Below are 23,001 nucleotides of genomic sequence, written 5' to 3' on the forward strand. Positions count from 1 at the left end.
GACGTTCAAGTTGGCAGGCCAATGATTTGCTTAGGAGACAAATTTACATGGGACAAGGAGAATTTTGCGAGGAGGGAACAACGATGCCGGAGAAGGAAACAGGTTCGGTCGCCAATCTGATCATTATCACGGGCATGTCGGGGGCAGGTAAATCGCTGGCCGTACGCAGTTTAGAGGATCTCGGATTTTTTTGCGTGGATAATTTGCCTCCGGTGCTGATTCCCAAATTCGCCGAATTGATTGAGCAGTCCAAAGGCAAGATCGCTAAGGTCGCGCTCGTGATCGACCTGCGCGGGCGGGAGTTTTTTACGGCGCTGTCAGAGTCGCTTAGCTTTATTAAGGAGCATTTCACCATCAAGTGTGAAATTCTGTTCCTCGATGCTACCGATTCGATCCTTGTGCAGCGGTATAAGGAAAGCCGCCGCCGCCACCCGCTGGCCCCGGAAGGTATGCCGCTCGACGGCATCCGGCTGGAGCGCAAAATGCTGGATGAACTGCGGATGTCAGCCACCCAGGTGATCGATACCAGCATCATGAAGCCGGGGCAGCTCAAGGAGAAGATCATTTCCCGCTTCTCTCATTTGGAGAGCAGCAATTTATCGGTGAACATTACCTCGTTCGGATTCAAATACGGCATTCCGATCGATGCGGATCTGGTGTTCGACGTCCGTTTCTTGCCAAACCCGCACTACATCGAGCAACTTCGTCCGCACACGGGACAAGACAGCGATGTATATGAATATGTTATGAAGTGGCCGGAGACCCAAACCTTCCTGGCCAAACTGTTAGATATGCTGCATTTCTTGCTGCCGCAATACCATAAAGAGGGGAAAAGCCAGGTGATCATCGGAATCGGCTGCACCGGCGGCAAACACCGTTCGGTCGCGATTGCCGAATACCTGGGTCGGATGCTCGGCGTCAGCGAAACGGAAACGGTTCGCGTCAGTCATCGCGACGAAGGCCGAGACCGCTAAAACAAGCTTCCCCGCAAGTATAGAGGCTCTTCAAAAGAGTATTCCATTTCTTTTTGAACCCTCACTAAGAGGTGAACCAAGTGATACATCGGGCTGAGGAAAACAGAGTTCCGCGGATCGTCGTGATGGGCGGGGGCACCGGATTGTCCGTCATGCTTCGCGGGTTGAAAGAGAAACCGCTCGATATCACGGCTATCGTAACTGTAGCCGACGATGGGGGCAGCTCCGGGATTTTGCGCAACGAACTGCAAATGCCGCCACCCGGCGATATAAGGAATGTACTAACCGCACTGGCTGACGTCGAACCTTTGCTGTCGGATATGCTGAACTACCGGTTTGCATCCGGTTCGGGGTTGGCGGGCCATAGTTTGGGCAATTTGATTTTAGCGGCCATCACCGACATCTCCGGTGATTTCGTGACGGCTGTCCGCGAGCTTAGCCGTGTCTTTGCCGTGCGCGGGCGCGTATTGCCTGCAGCCGGTCAGGCGGTTGTGCTGCACGCGGAGATGGAAGACGGCACTATAGTAACCGGGGAATCCAAGATTCCTGAAGTACGGGGCCGAATCAAGCGGATTTTCCTCGAACCGGAGGAAGTCGAGCCGTTGCCGGAAGCCGTTGAGGCGATCCGGGAAGCCGACGCAATTCTGATTGGACCGGGCAGCCTATACACCAGCATCATTCCGAATCTGCTCGTACCCAAGCTGGCGGAGGCCGTATTAGAGAACACCTCTGCGATCAAAATATTCATATGTAACGTGATGACCCAACCGGGCGAGACGGACGATTATACGGTCAGCGATCACTTACAGGCCGTGTATCACCACGTCGGCAAGCATCTGTTCGACTACGTGATCGTGAATGACGGCGAAATTCCGCCGCAGGTTCAGGATTTTTACGCAGAGAAAGGCGCTAAGCCCGTCCAGGTGGACTGGGATAACGTAACGGGGCAAGGGTACAAGGTCATTGCCGATACCCTCGTGTTGTTCCGCAGATACTTGCGGCATGACGCCGACAAATTAAGCCATCATATTTATCAACTAGTTGAGAACTGGATTTTACGAAAGAGGTGAGTCCCTTGTCCTTTGCGGCGCAAACCAAAAAAGAGCTGACGATGGTCGAAGCCTCGGACTGCTGCGAGCAGGCCGAATTATCCGCTTTGATCCGGATGAACGGATCGGTACAGGTTTCGAACAAAAAGATCATTTTGGATATATCCACCGAAAACGCCGCGATCGCAAGACGGATCTATTCTTTATTGAAGAAGCATTTCCAAATTCACACGGAGCTGCTGGTCCGCAAGAAGATGCGCCTCAAGAAAAACAACGTCTACATCGTCCGCATTCCGGGCCGGGTTGAAGAGATCCTGAAGGAGCTGAAAATTGTCTCCGAAGGGTTTATTTTTAACTCGGGGATTAATCCGGAGCTTACCCGGAAAAACTGTTGTAAGCGGGCTTATCTGCGCGGGGCGTTTATGGCCGGCGGTTCGGTCAACAATCCAGAGGGTTCGTCGTACCACCTGGAGATTGCCTCGATGTACGAGGAGCATTGTCAAGCGCTGGTCGATTTAGCGAATGAGTTTCATTTGAACGCACGCTGTATTGAACGGAAGAAAGGGTTTATTTTCTACATTAAGGAAGGCGAAAAAATCATCGAGCTCCTCAGCATCATCGGCGCGCATCAGGCGTTGTTCAAATTCGAGGACGTGCGGATCATGCGCGACATGCGGAATTCCGTGAATCGCATCGTGAATTGCGAGACGGCCAATTTGAACAAAACGATCGGCGCCGCCGTCCGGCAGATCGACAACATTAAGCTGCTGCAGAAGGAAGTGGGTTTGGAGAACTTGCCGGAGAAGTTGCGTGAGGTTGCCGAGGTCCGTTTGGCCCACCCCGATATGAACCTCAAAGAAGTGGGCGAGCTGCTGAAAGGAACGGTCAGCAAATCGGGAGTGAACCACCGGCTGCGCAAAATCGACGAGCTCGCCGAAAAAATTCGCGGGAGTTAAAAAAGGTTTTGCTGCTAGTGTCTTACGTACTCCGTATGCTATAATGATAGAAATTATAATGTCTACGAATATGATGATGTGGATTGAATTCGTATAGGGGGTAAGTTTTCATGGTTAAACACCCGGTTACCGTTCGTCTGAAGACGGGGCTGCATGCCCGGCCGGCTGCGCTTTTCGTTCAGGAAGCGAATAAATATTCTTCCGAGATTTTTGTTGAAAAAGACGATAAAAAAGTCAATGCCAAGAGCATTATGGGGATTATGAGCCTCGCGATTAGTACCGGCACCGAGATTTACATCAGTGCGGAGGGTGCGGATGCTGAGCAGGCTGCAAACGCTTTAATCAATTTGGTCAGCAAAGAGGAGCTAGAGAACCAGTAATTGCTGGTTTAGCCTTTCGGAACAAGGGGATGTTTCCGTGGATTTTCTGCGGAATCATCCTTTTTTTGCGTGAGCTGCAACATTTGTCCTCGGTTTACGTTTAGAAGGGTAAATTACCAATAACCATCAAATAAATAATGGAGGTCATGAACATGAAAACATGGTTAAAGCCTGCGGCATCGCTGCTGGTAGCGGGTACGTTGATTGCCGGGGGAACTTTTGTAAGCGGTGCGCTTAACGCTCCGGTTCCGGTCTATGCGGATGGCGAGATGCAGAAGAATGTAGTTACGGTGGTGGGCAGCGGAGAATTGTCCGTGAAGCCGGACGTAGCTTACCTCTCGATCGGCGTAGTGACGGAAGCCAAGACGGCGAAGGAAGCGCAAAGTGCCAACGCGACGAAGGTTGCCGCACTGACCAAGCTGTTGAAAGAGACTTGGGGGATTGCCGATAAGGATATCCAAACCGGCCAATTCTACGTCCAACCGAATTATACGTACAGCGAGAAGGACGGACAGCAAATCAAAGGGTACTCCGCTCAGCACTCGCTTGAAATGACCTACCGTGATTTGACGAAGGTTGGACAGCTGCTGGATGCGGCATCCGCGGCAGGGGCCAATCGGATTGACAATATCCGGTTCAGCACCGAAAATCCAGATCAGTATCAGGATCAGGTGATCCAAAAAGCGATGAATGACGCCAACAAGAAAGCAGCGTCGATCGCCAAAGCGGCGAACCGTCAAGTGGGCATCGTGCTGAGCATCAGCCAAGCCAGCGCCGGCACGCCGGTGTTCTCGCAGAACTACAAGATGATGGAAATGGCCGCGGCCGATTCCGCAGCCAGCACGCCGGTGGAACCGGGCGAAATCGACTTGCAAACGACGTTGACCGTGATGTATGAGTTGAAATAACGTATATGCAAATGAAGCTGCCTCCGGGTGTTTGCCGGAGGCAGCTTTTTTTGTAAACATCGGCGTTTGACGAGCGAGGTGGAACCAAAGGGTTGGTCTGTCCCGTGTGTATTTGTCTAACGCTTGCCAGGCAGCTTATTTGGGCGAAAAGAGGGGAGATTCATTCCTAACGCTGATCAGCGAGCTTATAGGTACGAAACTGTCCCTTTTCGGCAGAAAAACCGGGAAATAAGCGCTCCTGTAAGCGTTACAGCTTACACATCCCCATTTCGGACCCAATAACGACGCTCATAAGCGTTAGATTTTTTCGTATTTGTTCGTGTTAGCGTATAAATGCCTGGACAAATCGTCCATCGAGTTACGCCTCGTTCATCCAACCCCGGTCTCTATCCCAAGATCCCAGAAAAACTATTGTAACCCGCGCCAAAACAAGGTATAGTGAATATGCGAAAAAATGATCTAGGACCGTTAAGCCATACCAATGGATATGGCTTTTTTTTCTTAGGAAGACAAGCCTACATTGAAGGAGTTGATGCAAAGATGATAGAACTGGCCGCGGTGGAGAAGCACTTTGCGGGACAGGTCGCCTTGCATCCGCTATCGCTCACGATTAAGGAAGGGGAATTCCTCACCTTGCTGGGCCCAAGCGGCTGCGGCAAGACGACGATTTTGCGCATGATCGCCGGGTTCGAGCAACCGACCTCAGGGAAGATCCTGCTGGACGGACAGGACCTAACGAATTTGCCGCCGAATCGCCGGGATTTGAACCTTGTCTTTCAACACTATGCCTTGTTTCCTCATATGACAGTAGAAGAGAATGTAGCCTTCGGGCTCAAGATGAAGAAGATGCCGGCCAAGCAGCAGCAGGAACGCGTGCGGGAGGCGGTTGAGATGACGCAGCTGACCGCGCTCACCAAGCGTTACCCGCATCAGCTGTCCGGCGGGCAGCAGCAACGGGTGGCCATCGCGCGGGCAATCGCCAACAAGCCGCGGGTGCTGCTGTTGGATGAGCCGCTGGGCGCGCTGGATCTGCAGCTTCGCAAGAGCCTGCAGGGCGAGCTCAAGCAGCTGCAACGCAGTCTGGGCATCACGTTCGTGTACGTGACGCATGACCAGGAAGAAGCGATGATGATGTCCGACCGTATCGTGGTCATGAACAGCGGCCAGGTGGAACAGATCGGCACGCCGCGAGAAATTTACGCACAGCCGGCCACGTTGTTTTCGGCCACCTTCGTTGGCGAGAACAACATCTTCTCCCGGGACGGGCAGATGTTCGCCGTGCGGCCGGAGAAGCTGAAGGTCGTGCGGGGCGGCGAGAGCGGCGAATCGAAACGAAGCGGCGAGCTGCAAGATGTGCTGTATCTTGGCGGTGTGCACAAGCTGATCGTTCAGCTCGACAACGAGCCGATGACCGTATCCGTCGTGCTGGACGTCGATGATGAGCGCACGTGGCAAATCGGAGAGACGGTTGGGGTGGATTGGAAGCCGGAGGACGAGGTGGTCATCGGATCATGAAGAAATCTGGCTTGAGCATGCTGCCGGTGCTCCTATGGTTATGCTTGTTCTTGGTTGTGCCGATGTTGATCGTGGTGGGCATCTCCTTTATGGGACGCGACGATCTCGGCAATGTCGTGCTGGATTTTAATCTGGATGCGTATGCGTTATTTTTTGACCCGTTATATTTGGGGATTTATTGGGATACGATTGTGCTCTCGGTGCTGACGACGGCGTTATGCTTGCTGCTCAGTTACCCATTGGCCTATTATATTGCAAATGCCGGCCCGAGAATGCAAACCTGGGGCCTGGTGCTCATTACGGTGCCGTTCTGGATCAACTTCCTGATCCGCACCTATGCCTGGGTGCTGCTGCTGCGCACGCAAGGGGTCGTGAACGAGCTCCTGCTGGGCATGGGGCTGATCTCCGAGCCGCTGCAGATGCTGTACACCAAAGGCGCCGTGCTGCTCGGCATGGTCTATACGTTCATTCCGTTTATGGTGCTGCCGATTTACGTGGCGCTGGAGCAAATGGACAAGAAGCTGCTGGAAGCGGCCAACGATCTTGGGGCAACGCGCTGGAGATCATTCTGGCACATTACGCTGCCGCAAACCAAGTCCGGGATCATGACCGGCTCGGTGCTGGTGTACGTTTCGACGACCGGCATGTTTGTCGTGACCGACATCCTCGGCGGGGCCAAATCAGCGATGATCAGCAACATCATCCAGAGTCAGTACCTCGGAGCCCGCAACTGGCCGTTTGGCTCGGCGCTCTCGGTGATCTTCGTGATCACGTCGCTGATTCTGATCGCGCTGTTTAACCGGGCGATGACCTCTCGGTATCAAAAGGTGCGGGAGGTGCGTTCATGAAAACCAAAAGTCATCCGCTGCTCGGAATTCATTCGCTGGTGATGATGATTTTTATATATGTGCCGATCCTCTTTATCGTCGCTTACTCGTTTAACAGCTCTAGGCTGGCGGCGGATTGGAGCGGTTTTACGTTTGATTGGTATATTTCGTTGTTTGATAACCGCCATGTCATGGAGGCGCTGGCCAACAGTTTGACCGTGGCGATTGTCTCGACGGTGATCTCGACGGTGCTCGGTACGCTGGCGGCGCTGGCGATGCGGAAGCTGGGTCGTCGCTTTAAAGCGGGAATGGGCGGTCTGCTGTATTTGCCGATCATTATCCCGGATATCATCATGGGTTTGTCCTTGCTGGTCTTGTTCAATCAATTGAATATGCCCCTTGGCAAAATCACGATAATCATCGCCCATATTACTTTTAGCTTGTCCTACGTCTACGTTGTTGTCACCACCCGCCTGTCCGGCATGGGAGGACAATTGGAGGAGGCGGCGCAGGATTTGGGAGCGAGCTCGTGGCAAACGTTCCGCCACGTGACGTTGCCGCAAATTGCTCCGGGTATCATCTCCGGGGCGCTCATCGCGTTTACATTGTCGCTGGATGACTTCATGGTGAGCTTCTTTGTCAGCGGACCGAATTCGACGACGCTGCCGATCTACATCTATGGGCAGGTGAAACGGGGTATTTCCCCGGAAATTAACGCATTATGTACGATTTTGATCCTGGTGACGGTGACTTTGATCTTCCTGGCGCAATTTGTGTTGAATCGCGGCAAGGGCCAGAAGAAGCAATCCGTGCTGCCGTTCTAGGAACACTCTTATATTCGGTATGGCGAAACAGAAGGGAGATTGGGAATTGAACAATAAGAACATGAAATGGGCCGGCCTCGTGCTGGCAGGATTGATGCTTATCGGGTTGTTGTCTGGCTGCGGATCGTCGAAAGAGACGTTGAACATTTACAGCTGGGCCGACAATTTTGACGAGGAAGTGCTGAAGCAATTCGAACAAGAGTTTGACGTGAAGGTCAATTATGATGTGTTTGCAAACAATGAAGACTTGCTGGCCAAGATTAAGGCGGGCGGCGGCGGTTATGATCTGATCCAACCCTCCGATTACATGGTGGCGACGATGATCAAGCAGGACCTGCTGGCGCCGCTGGACATGAACCATATTCCGAACTTTGCCAATGTGTCTGAGGCATATAAAGACCCGTCCTACGACCCGGGGAATAAATACTCGATCGTATACACCTCTGGGGTCACGGGGATCGCTTACAACACGAAATACGTCAAAGATGAGATCGACAGCTGGGAAGACCTGTGGAATCCCGAATACAAGGGGAAGGTCATTTTGCTTGACGATAACCGCGAGGTAATCGGCATGGCGTTGAAGAAGGCCGGACACTCCAACAGCTCCACCGATGAAGGCGAGATCACGGCTGCCGTGGATGATCTGAAGAGTTTGCTGCCGAGCGTATTGGCTTTTGATACCGACAATATTAAGCAAAAAATGATTCAAGAGGAAGGCTGGATCGCCACCGTCTGGTCGGGCGACGCTTCCTACATCGCACAAGATAATCCGGACGTGGCTTACGTCGTTCCGAAGGAAGGCGGCACCATCTGGTCGGACAACTATGCGATTCCGAAGGATTCGAAGCATAAAGAACTAGCCGAGAAATTCATCAACTTCATGCTCGATCCGGAAGTGAGCGCGAAGAACTACGAATCCATTGGCTACAGCGATCCGAATACAAAAGCGACGGAGTTCCACAGTGAAGAGTATCGGAACGACAAAATGATTAATCTGTCCGAGGACGAATTATCCCGTACCGAATGGCTTGGCGACGTGGGCGACAAGCTGCAGCTGTATGACCGCTTCTGGACCGAATTGAAGAGCGGACGGTAGGATTTTCCGATTGCTTCTGTTAGAGTTCTGCGAGAGCGCCAGGCGCCTCCCATTGGGGAGGGCGTGCTGGCGTTTTTGCGTACATGAATTTTTGCCACCAGGGTCATAATTTAGGTATTAACTTGAAGAGGGTGGCGATATCCAATGAAGCGTAACGCGGTAAAAATGATGACTTCGCTGATGACCGCAGGCCTGATGGTTTCCGGTGTGGCTGTCGTTCCGACGGAAGCTGCGCCGCAGTCGCCGGTAGAGCTTAGCGGGGAGATGGATGCATTGAGACCGACGCTCCAGCAGGAGCAGCAGGGCGTCAAGATCACGAACCATACGATCGAGAAGAAAATCCCCGAGGCGTCGATTAAAGTCGACTATCCGCAAATCAGCGGGTTAAAGCACAAATCGGTGCAGAAGAAGATCAATAAGCTGCTTAAGGAGAAGGCGGAGACGTTTGTGGCAAACGCTCTGAAGGAGGCGAAAGCAGGACAGCCGACGACACCAAGCGGGAACCCTTACGAGTATGTTGGCGTCTACAAGGTGACTTACAATCGCGATGGGGTGTTAAGCCTTTATCAGGATTTGTACTCCTACACCGGGGGGGCGCATGGAATTACCGTGCGTGAGGGAATGACTTTCCGGTTGGATACCGGGAAGCTGCTAACGCTGGACGAGCTGCTTCGGGCGAACTCGAATTACCGCAGCATCGTTGATCTGGCCATCGCCAAGAAGCTGCAGGAAACCGACGGGTATTTCGGCAACTTCAAGACGATTGGCCCGAATCCTTCGTATTTTGTGCAGGATGACGGTGTCACGATCTTCTTCCAGCTGTATGACTATCTGCCTTATGTGTTTGGCTTCCCGGAATTCCACTTCCCGTTCGCCCAGCTGCTGCCGCCGGGGACGAATCCGTTTGATTTCAAAACGCACTGAGCAGTTGATTTCTTGAACGTCCTCTTCGGTGGTGATGCTGCCGGGAGGGCGTTTTTAGATGGGAGGGGTGAGAACATCCCCAGCGCCTATAAATCTCCTTGCGTTTTAGTCGAAAACGGTTACAATAAGAATCAGCACAATGATGTTAACGTGAACAATAGGTAGGGTAACGGATCTAATTGAGGGGAGAACGGGAATATGGCGAAGAAGTTTTTGGGGAAAAATTTTCTGCTGAACAGCGATACGGCGGAGAAGTTGTATCATCAATACGCGAAGGATCTGCCGATCATCGATTATCACTGCCATTTGAGTCCGCAGGAAATCTACGAGAATAAGACATTCCGCAACCTGACCGAGGCCTGGCTGGGCGGCGACCACTACAAATGGCGAGTCATGCGGGCTTGCGGCGTTGATGAGGAGCTCATCACCGGAGGGGCGGATGATTACGACAAGTTCCTGGCCTGGGCCAAGGTGGTGCCGCAGCTGCTGGGCAATCCGCTGTATCATTGGACACACCTGGAGCTGCAACGGTTCTTCGGGATTCAGGAGCTGCTGAACGAGCAAAGCGCCCCGGCCATCTGGGATAAAGCGAATGCCAAGCTGCAAAGCGAAGGATTTGGCGCACGGGATCTAATTACGAAATCCAAGGTAACGGTGGTATGCACAACCGACGATCCGGCGGATTCGCTCGAATACCATTTGAAGATCCAGGGGCTGGAGGGATTTGACACGGCCGTGCTGCCAAGCTTCCGTCCCGACAAGTTCTTAGAGATCAACCGCGATACTTTTAAGCCGTGGTTGGCGAAGCTGGAGGTGACGACGGGGAAGGCGATCTCGAACTACGGGGCATTGTTGGACGCATTACACGAACGGATCGAGTTCTTCCATGAGATTGGCGGACGGGTGTCCGACCATGCTTTGGATACGCTGGAATACCGGGAGACGACGCTGAAGGAAGTGGAGGCGATTTTCGCCAAGGCGCTGAGCAAGGGCTCCGTAACACCGGTGGAAGAGCGGAAATACAAGTCGTATACGATGCGTTTCCTCGGCAAGGAATATGCTGCGCACGGGTGGGCGATGCAGCTGCATATTCATGCGCTGCGGAACACGAATACGGCGATGTTCAAGCGGCTCGGCCCAGATACGGGTTATGATGCGATCAACGACGGACCGCTGGCAGAAGCGCTGGCGGGACTGCTCGACGCCCTGGAGCAGGACGGCGGGCTGCCGAAGACGATCCTGTATTCGTTGAACCCAAACGACTACTGGGCGCTTGCCAGCATCATGGGCAGCTTCCAGGGTGGCGGTGTGCCGGGCAAGATCCAGTTTGGCACCGCCTGGTGGTTCAACGACAACAAGGACGGAATGATCCAGCAAATGCGCACGCTGGCCAATTTCGGTGTGTTGTCCCAATTCCTCGGGATGCTGACGGATTCGCGCAGCTTCCTGTCGTATACGCGGCATGAGTATTTCCGCCGCCTGCTGTGCGACGTGCTCGGCGATTGGGTCGACCGCGGCGAGGCGCCGGAGGACTTCGAATTGCTGGGACGGATCGTTACCGACATTTGTTATGGCAATGCCAAGCGGTATTTTGCTTTTCGGGAACAATAGAAAGGATTGACGCAGCTTCATGACTGCTACGATAAAAGACATCGCCCGGGCGGCGAATGTCTCGCATATGACGGTTTCCCGGGCACTGAACCACAGTCCGCTCATTAAAGAGGAGACCAAACGCAAGATCCTGGAGATTGCCGAGCAACTTCATTACGTGCCAAATGTGAATGCCAAAAGCCTGGTGCTGCAGCGCTCGCATACGATCGGATTGTTTTTTACGAGCATGGTTCAGGGAACGTCCTCCAGCTTTCTTGCTGAGGCCATCCGCGGCGTCGGTCAAGAGGTTGGCGTCCAGTACAACTTGTTTTTGCGGGGAATCGACGATTTCGAGGATTTCAGTTCAATTCACCGTCGTCGGTTCGACGGCATCCTGCTGATGAGCCAAAGCGAACGGGATGACGCGTTTATCCGCCATGTGCGGGAGCAGGGGATTCCACTGGTTGTGCTGAATCGGAACGTAGGCGACCCTTCGATTGTCAATTTCGTGTCCAATGACCGGGAGGGGGCCTACGCGTTGACTCGCCATTTAATCGACTCGGGGCATACGCGCATCGGTCTGGTGGAAGGGATCGCCAGCTACAAGTCGACACAGGAGCGCAAGGAGGGCTATCTGGGAGCTATGACGTCGGCTGGCCTGGAGGTCAGGAAGGAATGGGTCGTAGAGGGGCGCTACGACGTGGAGAGCGGGTATTTGGCGATGGAGAGGCTGATGGCGCTGTCGCTGGAGGAACGGCCGACAGCGGTGTTCTGTTGCAACGACGATATGGCGATTGGCGCGATGAAGGCGGCCGCGGAGGCGGGATTGCAGATTCCGTCGGACCTCTCGATCGTTGGCTTTGACGACATCGGCTTCTCGCATTACACGAATCCGCCGCTCACCACAGTGCAGCGCCCGATCGAGCAGCTCAGCCGCATGGGTGCGCGCAAGGTCCTTGAGCTAATCGACGAGCCTTCGTCAGGCGGAGAACTGGTGCTGCTGGACACGCGGTTGGTGTGCCGCGAGTCGGTTGGGGCAGCCGAGTCCTTTTAACGGAAGAGATGCCAAAGAACCCGCCAGAATTGGAGTTTCTGGCGGGTTCTTTGCGTACGGTTTATTGGAATGTCTCCCTGGAAGGACCGGGATTAATCGATTTCCACTGGAATGAGTTTGAACTCGTTCACGTCGGCCAGGCCTCGGTTGGTGATGCGCAGCTCGGGAATGACCGGCAAGGCGATCAACGAGAAGGTCATAAACGGTGCGTTCAATTGGCAACCGAGTTGCTTCCAAGCCGTCTCCAACCCTTTCACCTGGGTGACGACGGTCTCCAGCGGCTGGTCGGACATGAGGCCGGCGATGGCCATCGGTACCGCCGCGAGCACCTGGCCGTCCAGCACGGCGATCATGCCGCCGCCCAGCTTCGCTAGCTCGTTTGCGGCAAACGCCATGTCCTCGGGATTCGTACCCATGACGAGCAGGTTGTGACTGTCATGTGCGACAGTGGAGGCCACGGCCCCCCGCTTCAGGCCAAACCCCCGCGCGAAGGCGAGCGACAACTCGCCGGAACCGCGGTGACGGTCGATGCAGGCCAGCGTGGCGATGTCCTGCTCGGCGGCGGGACGCACGACTCCGTATCCGTCAACCTTGACGGTTGCCGTCCCCTTCGCCGTGCGGGCGCTGTTCTCGATCACGTCGATGACGTGGATCGTTGTTTGGTTCATGCCGCTGGCGCTGCTGCGGTAGAGGAAATCGGCGTCGGTCAGCGGACGCGCCAATTTCACCGAGGCACGCGCCTGCGGCGGATACGGGTACGCCGGGAACGGAACGCGGAGCTGCCCGTCGTCATAAGCGACCTTGCCGTCGGTGATGACGGTCGACGGCTCCATCCGCCGCAGGTCGCCGATCAGCAGCAGGTCCGCGCATTTACCCGGTGCGATCCCGCCCAAGTCGCCGTCGACCTTGAAGTACCGCGCCGTGTTGATGGTTCCCATCTGAATCGCGGTGACCGGATCGACGCCTTCTTCAATGGCCCGGCGCACGACATGGTTCATGTGCCCTTGCTCGATCAGCGTCTGCGGGTACACATCGTCGGTGACTAGCAGGATGTTCGAAGGGTTCACCTTATCCTCAGTGGCCACCTTGATCACTTCCTTGACATCATGCCAAGCTGAGCCCTCACGGATCATCAGGTGCATGCCGATGCGCAACTTGGCAAGCCCTTGCTCTCTGGTCACCGTCTCGTGACAGGAAGTGACGCCCGAAGCGGTGTAGGCTTGGAGCATGCGCTCATCATCGCTTGGAAAATGCCCGGTTACCGTCTTACCCGCCTCCATCGTGGCTTGGATCTCGCCGAGCATTTTCGGATCTCCGTACACAACGCCGGGAAAGTTCATGACCTCGCCCAGTCCTTCGACCCCGTCCCAGGTCATCCCTTCGGCGATATCACCCGTGTTCAGCGAGGCTCCGGCATCCTCCAAATGATCGGTAGCCGGTACGCAGGATGGGAACGTGGTGTAAACCTTAAGCGGCAGCCCTTGGCCTTCCTCGTGCATCCAACGCACACCTTCCGCGCCAAACACATTGGCGATTTCGTGCGGGTCCATAAAGATGCCGGTCGTCCCTTTGGCCAGCGCCGCCTTGGCGAACTCGGACACCGACAGCATGGTGCTCTCAACATGCATATGCCCGTCCAGGAGCCCTGGAACAATGTGTCGGCCCGCCGCGTCGATCACGATGGTGTCCTCGCCAATCGTGTGCCCGGCGTCCCCCACGAAGGCGATCCGCCCTTCAGCAACGGCGACGTCGGTCTGCGGCAACAGCTCCCCGGTGTAGACGTTGACTAAGGTGCCACCCTTAACAACCAAGTCAGCCTTTGCCTTACCCATGGCGACATCCGCCAACGTACGGCTTACTTCATACAGCTTCTTCCTTACAGATTGTTTCATCTCCCGACTCACTCCTTTATTAATCCGTCGCTCAACCAAGCTAAAGTAACTCTAGCGATCCCATGCCGTTCAAAGTTACAACTAATCAATGCGCGCCTAGCCGTCCCACCCGAGTTACCTTTAGCGCTAACGCTTGCCACAGAGCTTAATTGGGCCCAAAACGCTACATTCTGAGTCTAACGCTTACCACAGAGCTTATTGTCCATTTTACAGCGGTAAACAGGCACTTTTGATGAAAATAGCGCCGCTCAGCGTCGTTAGAGTTGAAAAACCCCCGAAGTTGCTAGTATAGTGTTTCTCATCAGCGTTAGAAGCGGGTGGGGGCAGAATTCACGCCCTAAGCGGCTTTCGCGGGGCCTTCGCCGCGCCAGCATGGTCTCGACTGTCCCCGCGACGCTCCGGGCTCCCCGCAGCTTCCCCGGCGCCCCTGTCGTTGCCTTGCCTCGCTTTATTTAAAAATAAATATAACAAGAAAGGCCGCCCTTCGAACAGAACTTTCTGTTCAAAGCGCAGCCTTTCGTCTTAAGCCTTAGCCTTTGGCGGTTGGATCCACTTTCTCGATGACTTTATCGACCAAGCCGTATTCCTTCGCTTCGGCCGCGCTCATGAAGTAGTCGCGGTCGGTGTCCTTCTCGATCCGATCCAGCGGTTGGCCGGTCCGTTCGGCGAGGATTTGGTTCAGTTTATCGCGCATCTTCAGGATGCGGCGGGCGCGGATTTCGATGTCCGTCGCTTGACCTTCGGCTCCGCCGAGCGGCTGATGGATCATGATTTCGCTGTTTGGCAGCGCGTAACGTTTGCCCGGCGCGCCGGCGTTCAGCAGGAAAGCGCCCATCGAAGCGGCCAGCCCGACGCAAATCGTGGAGACGTCGGATTTAATGAATTGCATCGTATCATAAATCGCCATGCCGGCTGTAATCGAACCGCCAGGGCTGTTAATGTATAGGGAGATGTCCTTCGTTGGATCTTCCGCGTCCAGAAACAGCATCTGAGCAATGATGGAGTTGGCGACGACATCGTTCACCTGAGAGCCCAGGAAGATGATCCGATCCTTGAGCAGACGGGAATAAATGTCGTAAGCGCGCTCGCCGCGATTGCTTTGTTCAACGACCATAGGAATATAACTCACCAATAAAACCTCCTTAAATTTAGGGCGCTCGCGTGGAACGACCCACCCAATGGAATAGTCTGCAAAAATCGCCCCAATCAATCTAAGAATTGACGGAAACGAAGAAGATTAATCTCATCATAAACAATTTAATCGAGAAAGTCAAAGAAAGTCAAACTCAAGGGAATAAAAAAAGTCCAATCGACGAAAGTCAGGACTTGTTCATGTATATCAAATATAGTATGGCGCGCCCGCGAGGAATCGAACCTCGATCTCAGGCTCCGGAGGCCTACGTCATATCCATTGGACCACGGGCGCAAATTTAGCGAACAAAAATTATTATATGATATTTCAAATCAAAACGCAAGGCGAAATCCTTAAAGCAAAAAAAGCCCAAAAAAAAGGATTGTCATGAAAGCGTTTCTATGATAACTTGATGAATATATAAAAACGTTTTTATAGATAGGGTGTATCGAGAGATGGGGAAAGTCACCATTAAGGATGTAGCCAAAGCGGCGGGCGTTTCGATCTCCACGGTTTCCAACGCGTTAAATGACGTGGACGTACTGAACCCGGAGACCAAATCCCACGTGCTGAAGGTTGCCAAGCAACTGAACTACGTTCCGAATTTAAACGGGAAGCAGTTGAAGTCGAAGAAGACGAATATGCTCGGCTTTTTCACGACCAGCGTCTCGGGACCTTATTTCTACATTCTGGTCGAGTCGATGGCGCGCGAGAGCGAACGGTTGGGATACGGTTTGCACGTGATGGTTACGGCCGACAAGCAAACCATTATTAGCAACATCATGGGTCGGCGGGTGGACGGCGTCATCATCTACGAGGAACTTCGGATCGATAAACAGGATATCGCGATGATGGAGAAGGACAGGATCAAGGCGGTATTTCTCGATCGGGTCATTCAGAAGGAAACGATGGGAACGGTCATTTTCAATTCTTATGCATCCTCTTACGAGGCCGCGAAATACCTGATTAGCTTAGGCCATAAGCGAATCGCTTACCTGTCCGGCGTGGATACGATGTACGACAGCGTGCAGCGGAAGGAAGGGTATCTCGCCGCTTTACGGGAACATCAATTGCCGGTGGACGAGGATTTCATTGTGCAGGGGTATTTTGAAGAAGAGAGCACCTATAATGCGGTTCGGGCTTTTGTTCACAAGCATCCGGGCAAAATACCGGACGCGATTCTGGCGGGCAACGATCTGAGTGCGATCGGATGCATTAAGGCCTTGCGCTCGTATGGTCTTGAGGTTCCAAGAGACATCAGCGTCGTCGGTTTTGACGATATCGATATTGCCCAGTATTTCACGCCGCCTCTGACTACGGTACGGAACCAAATCGCCAGGCAAGGGATCTTGGCTGTCAATCATTTGGTGAACATGATCAAGAAGCAGGAGCAGGGGAAAGTGCAGAAGCTGGACGGAGAACTGATCGTGCGGGGCTCAAGCCATGTCCGTTTAAGCTGAGATTTTTAGCCCAAGCAAGATTGTAAGCGGTTCATGCTAGGGGTCTTTTCGACAAAAATAAAAACGTTTTTATTCCTTCCTGAGGAATAAAGAGAGGAGCGCAAAATGGCGAAGTCAGCTGCGGCAGCCAAGAAACCGGTGGGATTAAGAATGAAGCAATTCTTTATCGACTTCGGCAGGCAATGGGAAATCCAGTCGATGATCTGGCCGGGCATCATTTTCATGATTATTTTTTGCTACGTCCCGATTTACGGATTAACCATCGCCTTCAAGAATTACACGGTCATCGATACGCTAAACTCCGCCCCATGGGTGGGATTGGATAACTTCAAGATTATCGCAAGCGATCGGTACTTCTGGGATTCGGTGGTGAACACGCTGGGGATCAGCTTTCTGAAGCTGGCGATCGGGTTCGTGATCCCAATTATTCTGGCGATCATGATTTACGAGCTCAGCATGGGCCGGTTCAAAAAAATCGTACAGACCATTTCCTATCTCCCGCACTTTCTGTCCTGGATCGTCCTTGGGGGCATGTTGATCACCTGGTTTTCGACGACCGGGATGTTCAATCAGCTTCTGCTGGACCTGGGAATCATCTCGAAGGCGCAGAACATCATGTTGGATCCGGGGAAATACTGGTGGATCGCCGTGTTGTCTGATGTCTGGAAAGAAGCGGGTTGGGGGACGATCCTCTATCTCGCCATCATGGCCAAGATTGATCCGACCTATTACGAGGCGGCCAAGATCGACGGGGCCAGCCGGATTCGACAAATTTGGAACATCACTTTACCGAACATGAAGATGATCATCAGCCTGAACCTGATCCTCACCGTCAGCGGCCTGCTTGGCTCCAACCTGGACCAGACCTTAGTGCTGATCAACTCCCAGAACCGGGAAAAAGCCGAGGTCATCAACTCTTACGTGTACCGGATGGGGATGACGCAAGGGGACTTCTCCTACGCGACCGCCGTCGGGCTCGGCGTTTCGATCGTCTCCGTCATTCTGTTGGTGTTTGCCAATAAGGTGACCAGCAAACTCAACGATAATCAATCTGTCCTGTAAGGAAGGAGCAGCAGCCATGAATCGAAAGGCGGTCAAACAGGATCTCGACAGCCGAATTTTTGATACCGTCAATGTCACGATCCTGATTCTATTTACAATCATCATTGTCATTCCGCTCTGGAACGTCATCGTGTCTTCCTTCAGTTCGGGGCGGTCGTTGGCGGAAGGCGGATTTGTCTTCTGGCCCAAGGAGTTTTCACTGGAGAACTACCAGGCGGTGTTCCGGGACGATACGATTTGGCAGTCGTTCCTGATCTCGGTCCTCAAGACGGTCATCGGCGTGGTTACTCACGTATTCTTCTGCGCGATGATTGGTTACGGCCTCAGCAAGAGCAATGTGCGCGGCCGCAAGCTGTATGTGACGATGGGCGTCATTACGATGTTCTTCTCGGGCGGCATGATTCCGACATACTTGCTCATTAAATCGCTGGGTCTGCTTAACAGCTTCTGGGTGTACATCATTCCGGCTTTGTTCAGTTATTACGACGTCGTGATTCTCATGAACTTCTTCCGAAATGTGCCGGATTCCCTGGAGGAATCGGCTAAGATCGATGGTGCCGGCGACTGGAGGATCTTCCTGAAAATCTTTATTCCGTTATCGATGCCGGCGATGGCAACTATCGCTTTGTTCAACGGTGTCAACCAGTGGAACGACTTCATGACCACGAAGCTGTATATCACGGATCAGTATCTCTATCCACTGCAAATGAAGTTGTACGAAATTATCGTCCAATCCCAGACCCAATCGATGCAGAACGTCGCGGGTTCCGTCGTGATTGAAACGACCACCAAAGGAGTTCAACTCGCAACAATTGTGATTACGACTTTGCCGATTGTTGTGATTTATCCATTATTACAAAGATACTTCATCTCCGGCATGATGCTGGGGGCGGTGAAGGAGTAACGAATCAGCACCTTAGAATTAGGACGAATAAAGCGTGTTGAACTAGTAGTGCTTACAAAAAAGGGAGGGTACACAAATGTTAAAATTGAACAAAAGTCTCGCTAGAAAAGGGATCACGGCTTGCGCCGCCCTGCTGACCGCCGCGCTGGTCGTTACGGGCTGCGGCGGCTCCGGAGGTGGCTCCAAGGCTGCGAAAGGGGACGTCTCCCTGGATAACCGTTATACCGTAGACGCGAATACGCCGGCATGGAAGCTGGATAAGAAGGAAGAGGCGACTCAACTGACTTGGTACGTTAATGCTGATTGGTGGAACACCGACTTCGGTAATGACGTAGTCACGAAGAAGATCAAAGAAGACCTGAATATTGACATCAAATTTGTTACCGGTGACGACACGAAGCTCAACACCTTTTTTGCGGGCAGCGACATGCCGGATTTGATCACGGTGTTCGATGCGAACGCGGCTGTCGTGCAGAAAGCTTCTTCCTGGGCTTTGCCGCTGAATGAGCTGGCAGAGAAATACGATCCTTATTTCAACAAGGTGGCAGCGCAAGATACGATCAACTGGTTTAAGCAAGCCGACGGCAACACGTACGGTTACCCGAACTACTCCAATACGCAGGCCGATTATGACAGCGGTAACATTCCGGCGAAGACCGCCTTCGCAATCCGTAAGGACGTTTACGAAGCGCTGGGCAAGCCAAGCATCGGAACGCCGGAGGAATTTAAAAGCGTCATGCAGCAAATTAAAACACAATTCCCGGATTTGATTCCTTTCGGATTTAACTCGATCGGCGAAGGTACGGGATCCTTGGGCGACGTGTTCCAGGATTTCCTTGGGGTGCCGCTGGAAACCGAAAACGGCGAATTCTACAACCGGAATCTCGATGAAGATTACTTGACCTGGCTCAAGACGTTGAATCAAGTGCACCAGGCCGGCAATATCAGCGATGACAGCTTTGCCGATGACGGCCCGGCTTTTGAAGAAAAGGTGAAATCCGGCAAATACGCTACGATGCTTCTTGACGGAACGCCGCAGCAAGGCGGCAACCTGCAAATCTTCGCCACCGCCCATCCGGATCAAGCGTATCTGGCCATCGACGGACCGCAAAGCACGGTAGGCAACACGCCGAAACTGAACCAATCCGGTATCACCGGCTGGATGATCAGCTTCATTACGAAACAATGTAAGGATCCAGCGAAGGCCCTCCAAATCTTCACGTACCTGTTAGATGAAGAAGGCCAAATGCTGATGAACTACGGGATCGAAGGCGAGACCTACACGAAGAATGCAGACGGAACGGTTCAATTCACGCCGGAAGTCAAAGAGTTGCAACAAACGGATGCGGATAAGTTCAAGAAGGAATACCGGATGGGCGAATTCATGTTCTTCGGCCATGACCGTCATAAAGCGCTTAGCGCCGATGCTTTCCCTGAATCGATCAAGCAAATGCAAGAGTGGGGCAAAGGCAAGCTGGTTCCGCACTTCATTCTTGAGAACACCAATCCGGATGCGGGGTCTCCGGAAGCTCGCTCCTTGACGGCAATCAACACGACCTGGAACACGACGATGGTCAGCTTGATCCGTTCCAAGAACGATGGGGAATTCGAGAGCACCCTGAACAACTATAAGAAATTCCTGGACGACAACGGTTGGGATTCAATCATGAAGATTCGTACGGAGAAAATGAAAGCCAATAAAGAAAAACTCGGCCTCAAGTAACCGAGCGTCATTTATAGAAGTGGAGGGAACATCATGCGTGAGCTTGAACTTTATTATTCCGCTGGAGAATCCTCTCTCTTCGTTCGTCAAACGGGAGAGCAATTGCTGCCGAAGGATTCGGAAGCCTCGGAGGTTACGGTCCATTTGGATGACACCGTGAGCTATCAGACGATGGACGGGTTTGGGGCATCTTTTACCGACTCAGCCGCTTATCTGATCCACCAGGTGCTTCCCGAAGAGCAGCGTGCCTCCTTGATGAAGAAGTTGTTTGACTCGGAGGAGGGAATCGGCCTATCCGTGTTGCGCAACCCGATGGGAGCCTCGGATTATGCCCGGTTCATCTACAGCTACGACGATTTGCCCGAAGGCGAGACCGACCCGGGAATGCGGAGGTTCTCGATCCGCCATGACGAAGCTGACGTGATTCCCCTCTTAAAAGAAGCGCTGGCGTTAAATCCGTCCATCAAGCTGTTCGGCTCCCCTTGGAGTGCGCCGGGCTGGATGAAAACGAGCGGATCGATGATCGGCGGGGAATTGAAGAAGGAATATTACGAGGCGTATGCGAACTACTTTGTCTGTTATATCGAGTCCTATGCCGAGCACGGACTAACCATTTATGCGGTGACGCCGCAGAACGAACCGCTTTATGTGCCGGGACATTATCCGGGGATGCTGATGACCGCCGAGATGCAAACGGATTTCGTGAAAAACGATTTGAAGCCGGCCTTTATGAAACGCGGCTTGTCCACGAAGATTCTGGCTTATGACCACAACTGGGATCGTCCGGATTATCCACTGTCCGTATTCAAGGAAGCGGCGGAAGCGGTCGACGGCGTGGCCTGGCATTGGTATGGAGGGAAAGCTTCGGCGCAAAGTCAAGTGAAAGAGGCTTACCCGGGCAAAGAGGTTCATTTCACCGAAGGCTCCGGCGGAGAATGGATTCCAGCGTTTGAACCGGCATTCTCCAATGTCATGCGGACGGGGATCGAGATTTTGCGGAATCACAGCCAATCGCTGGTGCTCTGGAATATGGCGCTCGATGAGCAAAATGGGCCAACCGTCCCCGGGTTTGGGCAGAGTACCTGCCGCGGTATTGTGACGGTGAACCAGCAGACCCGCGAGCTCGAGTATACGCTGGATTATTATGCGCTGGCTCATTTCAGCAAAGTGATCCGGCCGCAGGCGGTACGAATTGCCGCTGAGTCGAAGGAGGCTGCGATTCGCTCCGTAGCTTTCCGGAATACGGACGATTCAATTGGCGTCGTCCTGTTTAATGATGGGGAAGAAGCGAGAAATGTCGCGCTGGAGCTGACAGGAACGGAAGGAACCCGGTTCCGGCTCGGGCCGAAGAGTGCGTTGTCCCTTCGTATCTCTAGAGCCTAAGTCCTGCTTGCACGGGAAAATAGATAAAAAGAAGCACGCTCCTTTTGCGAGAGTAGACGACATCTATCGTTTATATTTTCGCTGAAGGAGCTTTTTTTATGGAACGATAACGTGCTCCTAGAGGCCCCATGTATAAGTGAAATAGCAAAAGTAAATGATACGGACGTCAGGCTTGCAACCGAACTAAATATTGGTTAAAATATCAGTGGGACTTAAAAAGTTAACCCGGGACATTTTAAGACCAGGAGATGGAGAGAGAAGACGAAGCTTGCAGGAGTGGAAAGCATGCGAAATATATTAGAGATTCAACAGCAGCTTCTTCCTGATCTCATGGACATTCTCAAGAAAAGGTACACTATACTTCACCAGATCATGTTGTCTGATGTCATTGGTCGCAGAACCTTGGCGAATTCGCTGGACATGACGGAGCGTGTGTTGCGTGCCGAGACGGATCTCATGAAGGCCCAAGGCCTGATAGAAATCGAGAATATAGGCATGAGAATCAGCGACGCAGGACGGCGATTGATTGAGGATTTGGAACCGATGATGCTAGAGTTGTTCGGGCTCTCCAATTTGGAGGACACGATCCGTCAGCATTATGGACTGCGTAAAGTGGTGATTGTACCTGGAGACTGCGAAACCTCACCGCTCGTAAAGCGGGAGCTGGGGCGAGCAGGTGCCAAGGCACTGATGGGTGCCATGTGCGGAGATGATGTGGTTGCGGTAACCGGCGGCACGACGCTGGCGGAAGTCGCGGATCAGCTGAATCCACCGCCGAACGTCACGATGAAGCAAAGCTGGTTTGTACCAGCGCGCGGAGGTCTTGGCGAGAGCTTGGAAATCCAGGCGAACACCATCGCTTCCGGCATGGCGAAGCGGGTTAGCGCAGGTTATCGCCTGCTGCACGTTCCCGATTTGCTGGGGAAGGAAGCTTACGAGTCGCTCGTTCACGATCCGAACATTCAAGATATTGTGAACATGATCCGCCAGGCACGTATCGTGGTGCACGGGATCGGAGACGCTATGGAGATGGCGCGGCGCCGCAAGCTGGAGCCGGGCATGGCTGAGGAAATTCGCAAGGAAGGCGCGCTAGCGGAATCATTTGGTTATTACTTTAATGAAGACGGCGTCGTCGTGCACAAAATGCTAACCTTAGGCCTGCGTCTCGAGGACATCAAGCGAACAGAGACCGTAATCGGAATCGCGGGAGGCAAGAGCAAAGCGAAAGCGATCCATGCCGTATTGCGATTTGGACATGAGGATATTCTAGTGACCGATGAAGCGGCGGCGGAAGAGATCGTTCGTGAGCTCAGCAAGAGATCCGGGAAATAAATGGGTTTACTCATGA

20 protein-coding genes and 1 tRNA gene are annotated in these 23,001 nt (G+C 53.2%); 18 read left to right on the plus strand and 3 right to left on the minus strand.

The annotated features are described in order from the left end of the window. Nucleotides 1–83: 83 nt before the first annotated feature. From rapZ to M0651_RS21055, 12 genes are all read left to right on the plus strand, one after another. Nucleotides 84–974 (plus strand): RNase adapter RapZ, encoded by an 891-nt coding sequence (rapZ, locus tag M0651_RS21000; protein WP_248553689.1) that lies wholly within the window; start codon nt 84–86, stop codon nt 972–974. A gap of 80 nt (nt 975–1,054) precedes the next feature. Next, entirely contained in the window at nt 1,055–2,044 is a 990-nt protein-coding gene (gene mgfK / locus M0651_RS21005; RefSeq protein ID WP_504928355.1) for a gluconeogenesis morphogenetic factor MgfK, read from the plus strand. A gap of 5 nt (nt 2,045–2,049) precedes the next feature. Then, nucleotides 2,050–2,979 (plus strand): DNA-binding protein WhiA, encoded by a 930-nt coding sequence (gene whiA / locus M0651_RS21010; protein ID WP_248553668.1) that lies wholly within the window; start codon nt 2,050–2,052, stop codon nt 2,977–2,979. 110 nt (nt 2,980–3,089) lie between these two features. Continuing rightward, complete coding sequence (locus tag M0651_RS21015; protein ID WP_009224994.1) at nt 3,090–3,359, plus strand: HPr family phosphocarrier protein; 270 nt, start codon at nt 3,090–3,092, stop codon at nt 3,357–3,359. Nucleotides 3,360–3,511: 152 nt separating this feature from the next. After that, a complete protein-coding gene (locus M0651_RS21020; protein ID WP_248553669.1) occupies nt 3,512–4,267 on the plus strand; it encodes an SIMPL domain-containing protein in 756 nt (251 codons plus the stop codon). Nucleotides 4,268–4,807: 540 nt separating this feature from the next. After that, nucleotides 4,808–5,782 (plus strand): ABC transporter ATP-binding protein, encoded by a 975-nt coding sequence (locus M0651_RS21025; protein ID WP_248553670.1) that lies wholly within the window; start codon nt 4,808–4,810, stop codon nt 5,780–5,782. Beyond that, a complete protein-coding gene (locus M0651_RS21030; protein WP_248553671.1) occupies nt 5,779–6,630 on the plus strand; it encodes an ABC transporter permease in 852 nt (283 codons plus the stop codon). The genes M0651_RS21025 and M0651_RS21030 overlap by 4 nt, the downstream gene beginning before the upstream one ends. Further along, nucleotides 6,627–7,433 (plus strand): ABC transporter permease, encoded by an 807-nt coding sequence (locus M0651_RS21035; RefSeq protein ID WP_248553672.1) that lies wholly within the window; start codon nt 6,627–6,629, stop codon nt 7,431–7,433. The genes M0651_RS21030 and M0651_RS21035 overlap by 4 nt, the downstream gene beginning before the upstream one ends. A 61-nt stretch (nt 7,434–7,494) precedes the next feature. Then, nucleotides 7,495–8,529, plus strand: a complete 1,035-nt coding sequence (locus M0651_RS21040; RefSeq protein WP_248553691.1) for an ABC transporter substrate-binding protein — start codon at nt 7,495–7,497, stop codon at nt 8,527–8,529. Nucleotides 8,530–8,673: 144 nt separating this feature from the next. Further along, complete coding sequence (locus M0651_RS21045; protein WP_248553673.1) at nt 8,674–9,453, plus strand: DUF3298 and DUF4163 domain-containing protein; 780 nt, start codon at nt 8,674–8,676, stop codon at nt 9,451–9,453. A 198-nt stretch (nt 9,454–9,651) separates the two neighbouring features. Continuing rightward, entirely contained in the window at nt 9,652–11,064 is a 1,413-nt protein-coding gene (gene uxaC, locus M0651_RS21050) for a glucuronate isomerase (protein WP_248553674.1), read from the plus strand. Nucleotides 11,065–11,083: 19 nt separating this feature from the next. Beyond that, nucleotides 11,084–12,097, plus strand: a complete 1,014-nt coding sequence (locus M0651_RS21055; protein WP_248553675.1) for a LacI family DNA-binding transcriptional regulator — start codon at nt 11,084–11,086, stop codon at nt 12,095–12,097. 92 nt (nt 12,098–12,189) lie between these two features. Here the strand turns inward: M0651_RS21055 and ade are convergent, their stop codons facing one another. The 3 genes from ade to M0651_RS21070 form a co-directional block, all read right to left on the minus strand. Then, nucleotides 12,190–13,989, minus strand: coding sequence for an adenine deaminase (gene ade / locus M0651_RS21060; protein WP_248553676.1), 1,800 nt, complete (start codon nt 13,987–13,989; stop codon nt 12,190–12,192). 529 nt (nt 13,990–14,518) lie between these two features. Further along, on the minus strand, nt 14,519–15,118 hold the full coding sequence (gene clpP, locus M0651_RS21065) for an ATP-dependent Clp endopeptidase proteolytic subunit ClpP (protein ID WP_308195567.1): 600 nt from the start codon (nt 15,116–15,118) through the stop codon (nt 14,519–14,521). A 222-nt stretch (nt 15,119–15,340) separates the two neighbouring features. After that, nucleotides 15,341–15,415 (minus strand) — tRNA-Arg (locus M0651_RS21070). A gap of 161 nt (nt 15,416–15,576) precedes the next feature. Between M0651_RS21070 and M0651_RS21075 the strand changes: the two genes are divergently transcribed. The 6 genes from M0651_RS21075 (at nt 15,577) to M0651_RS21100 (ending at nt 22,985) form a co-directional block, all read left to right on the plus strand. Continuing rightward, entirely contained in the window at nt 15,577–16,581 is a 1,005-nt protein-coding gene (locus M0651_RS21075) for a LacI family DNA-binding transcriptional regulator (protein WP_248553677.1), read from the plus strand. Between the two features lie 105 nt (nt 16,582–16,686). Continuing rightward, a complete protein-coding gene (locus tag M0651_RS21080) occupies nt 16,687–17,643 on the plus strand; it encodes an ABC transporter permease (RefSeq protein WP_248553678.1) in 957 nt (318 codons plus the stop codon). 16 nt (nt 17,644–17,659) lie between these two features. Then, nucleotides 17,660–18,547, plus strand: a complete 888-nt coding sequence (locus M0651_RS21085) for a carbohydrate ABC transporter permease (protein WP_248553679.1) — start codon at nt 17,660–17,662, stop codon at nt 18,545–18,547. Between the two features lie 76 nt (nt 18,548–18,623). Next, nucleotides 18,624–20,270 (plus strand): type 2 periplasmic-binding domain-containing protein, encoded by a 1,647-nt coding sequence (locus M0651_RS21090; protein WP_248553680.1) that lies wholly within the window; start codon nt 18,624–18,626, stop codon nt 20,268–20,270. Nucleotides 20,271–20,303: 33 nt separating this feature from the next. Beyond that, complete coding sequence (locus M0651_RS21095; RefSeq protein WP_248553681.1) at nt 20,304–21,653, plus strand: glycoside hydrolase family 30 protein; 1,350 nt, start codon at nt 20,304–20,306, stop codon at nt 21,651–21,653. A gap of 285 nt (nt 21,654–21,938) precedes the next feature. Next, a complete protein-coding gene (locus M0651_RS21100; protein WP_248553682.1) occupies nt 21,939–22,985 on the plus strand; it encodes a sugar-binding transcriptional regulator in 1,047 nt (348 codons plus the stop codon). Nucleotides 22,986–23,001: the final 16 nt, after the last annotated feature.

The sequence above is a fragment of the Paenibacillus mellifer genome (assembly GCF_023195895.1).
Classification (GTDB): domain Bacteria; phylum Bacillota; class Bacilli; order Paenibacillales; family Paenibacillaceae; genus Fontibacillus; species Fontibacillus mellifer.

Coding starts and splice junctions, on each gene's coding strand:
- rapZ (WP_248553689.1), top strand. CDS start 84: ATGCCGGAGAAGGAAACAGGTTCGGTCGCCAATCTGATCATTATCACG.
- M0651_RS21015 (WP_009224994.1), top strand. CDS start 3,090: ATGGTTAAACACCCGGTTACCGTTCGTCTGAAGACGGGGCTGCATGCC.
- M0651_RS21020 (WP_248553669.1), top strand. CDS start 3,512: ATGAAAACATGGTTAAAGCCTGCGGCATCGCTGCTGGTAGCGGGTACG.
- M0651_RS21025 (WP_248553670.1), top strand. CDS start 4,808: ATGATAGAACTGGCCGCGGTGGAGAAGCACTTTGCGGGACAGGTCGCC.
- M0651_RS21030 (WP_248553671.1), top strand. CDS start 5,779: ATGAAGAAATCTGGCTTGAGCATGCTGCCGGTGCTCCTATGGTTATGC.
- M0651_RS21035 (WP_248553672.1), top strand. CDS start 6,627: ATGAAAACCAAAAGTCATCCGCTGCTCGGAATTCATTCGCTGGTGATG.
- M0651_RS21040 (WP_248553691.1), top strand. CDS start 7,495: ATGAAATGGGCCGGCCTCGTGCTGGCAGGATTGATGCTTATCGGGTTG.
- M0651_RS21045 (WP_248553673.1), top strand. CDS start 8,674: ATGAAGCGTAACGCGGTAAAAATGATGACTTCGCTGATGACCGCAGGC.
- uxaC (WP_248553674.1), top strand. CDS start 9,652: ATGGCGAAGAAGTTTTTGGGGAAAAATTTTCTGCTGAACAGCGATACG.
- M0651_RS21055 (WP_248553675.1), top strand. CDS start 11,084: ATGACTGCTACGATAAAAGACATCGCCCGGGCGGCGAATGTCTCGCAT.
- ade (WP_248553676.1), bottom strand. CDS start 13,989: ATGAAACAATCTGTAAGGAAGAAGCTGTATGAAGTAAGCCGTACGTTG.
- M0651_RS21075 (WP_248553677.1), top strand. CDS start 15,577: ATGGGGAAAGTCACCATTAAGGATGTAGCCAAAGCGGCGGGCGTTTCG.
- M0651_RS21080 (WP_248553678.1), top strand. CDS start 16,687: ATGGCGAAGTCAGCTGCGGCAGCCAAGAAACCGGTGGGATTAAGAATG.
- M0651_RS21085 (WP_248553679.1), top strand. CDS start 17,660: ATGAATCGAAAGGCGGTCAAACAGGATCTCGACAGCCGAATTTTTGAT.
- M0651_RS21090 (WP_248553680.1), top strand. CDS start 18,624: ATGTTAAAATTGAACAAAAGTCTCGCTAGAAAAGGGATCACGGCTTGC.
- M0651_RS21095 (WP_248553681.1), top strand. CDS start 20,304: ATGCGTGAGCTTGAACTTTATTATTCCGCTGGAGAATCCTCTCTCTTC.
- M0651_RS21100 (WP_248553682.1), top strand. CDS start 21,939: ATGCGAAATATATTAGAGATTCAACAGCAGCTTCTTCCTGATCTCATG.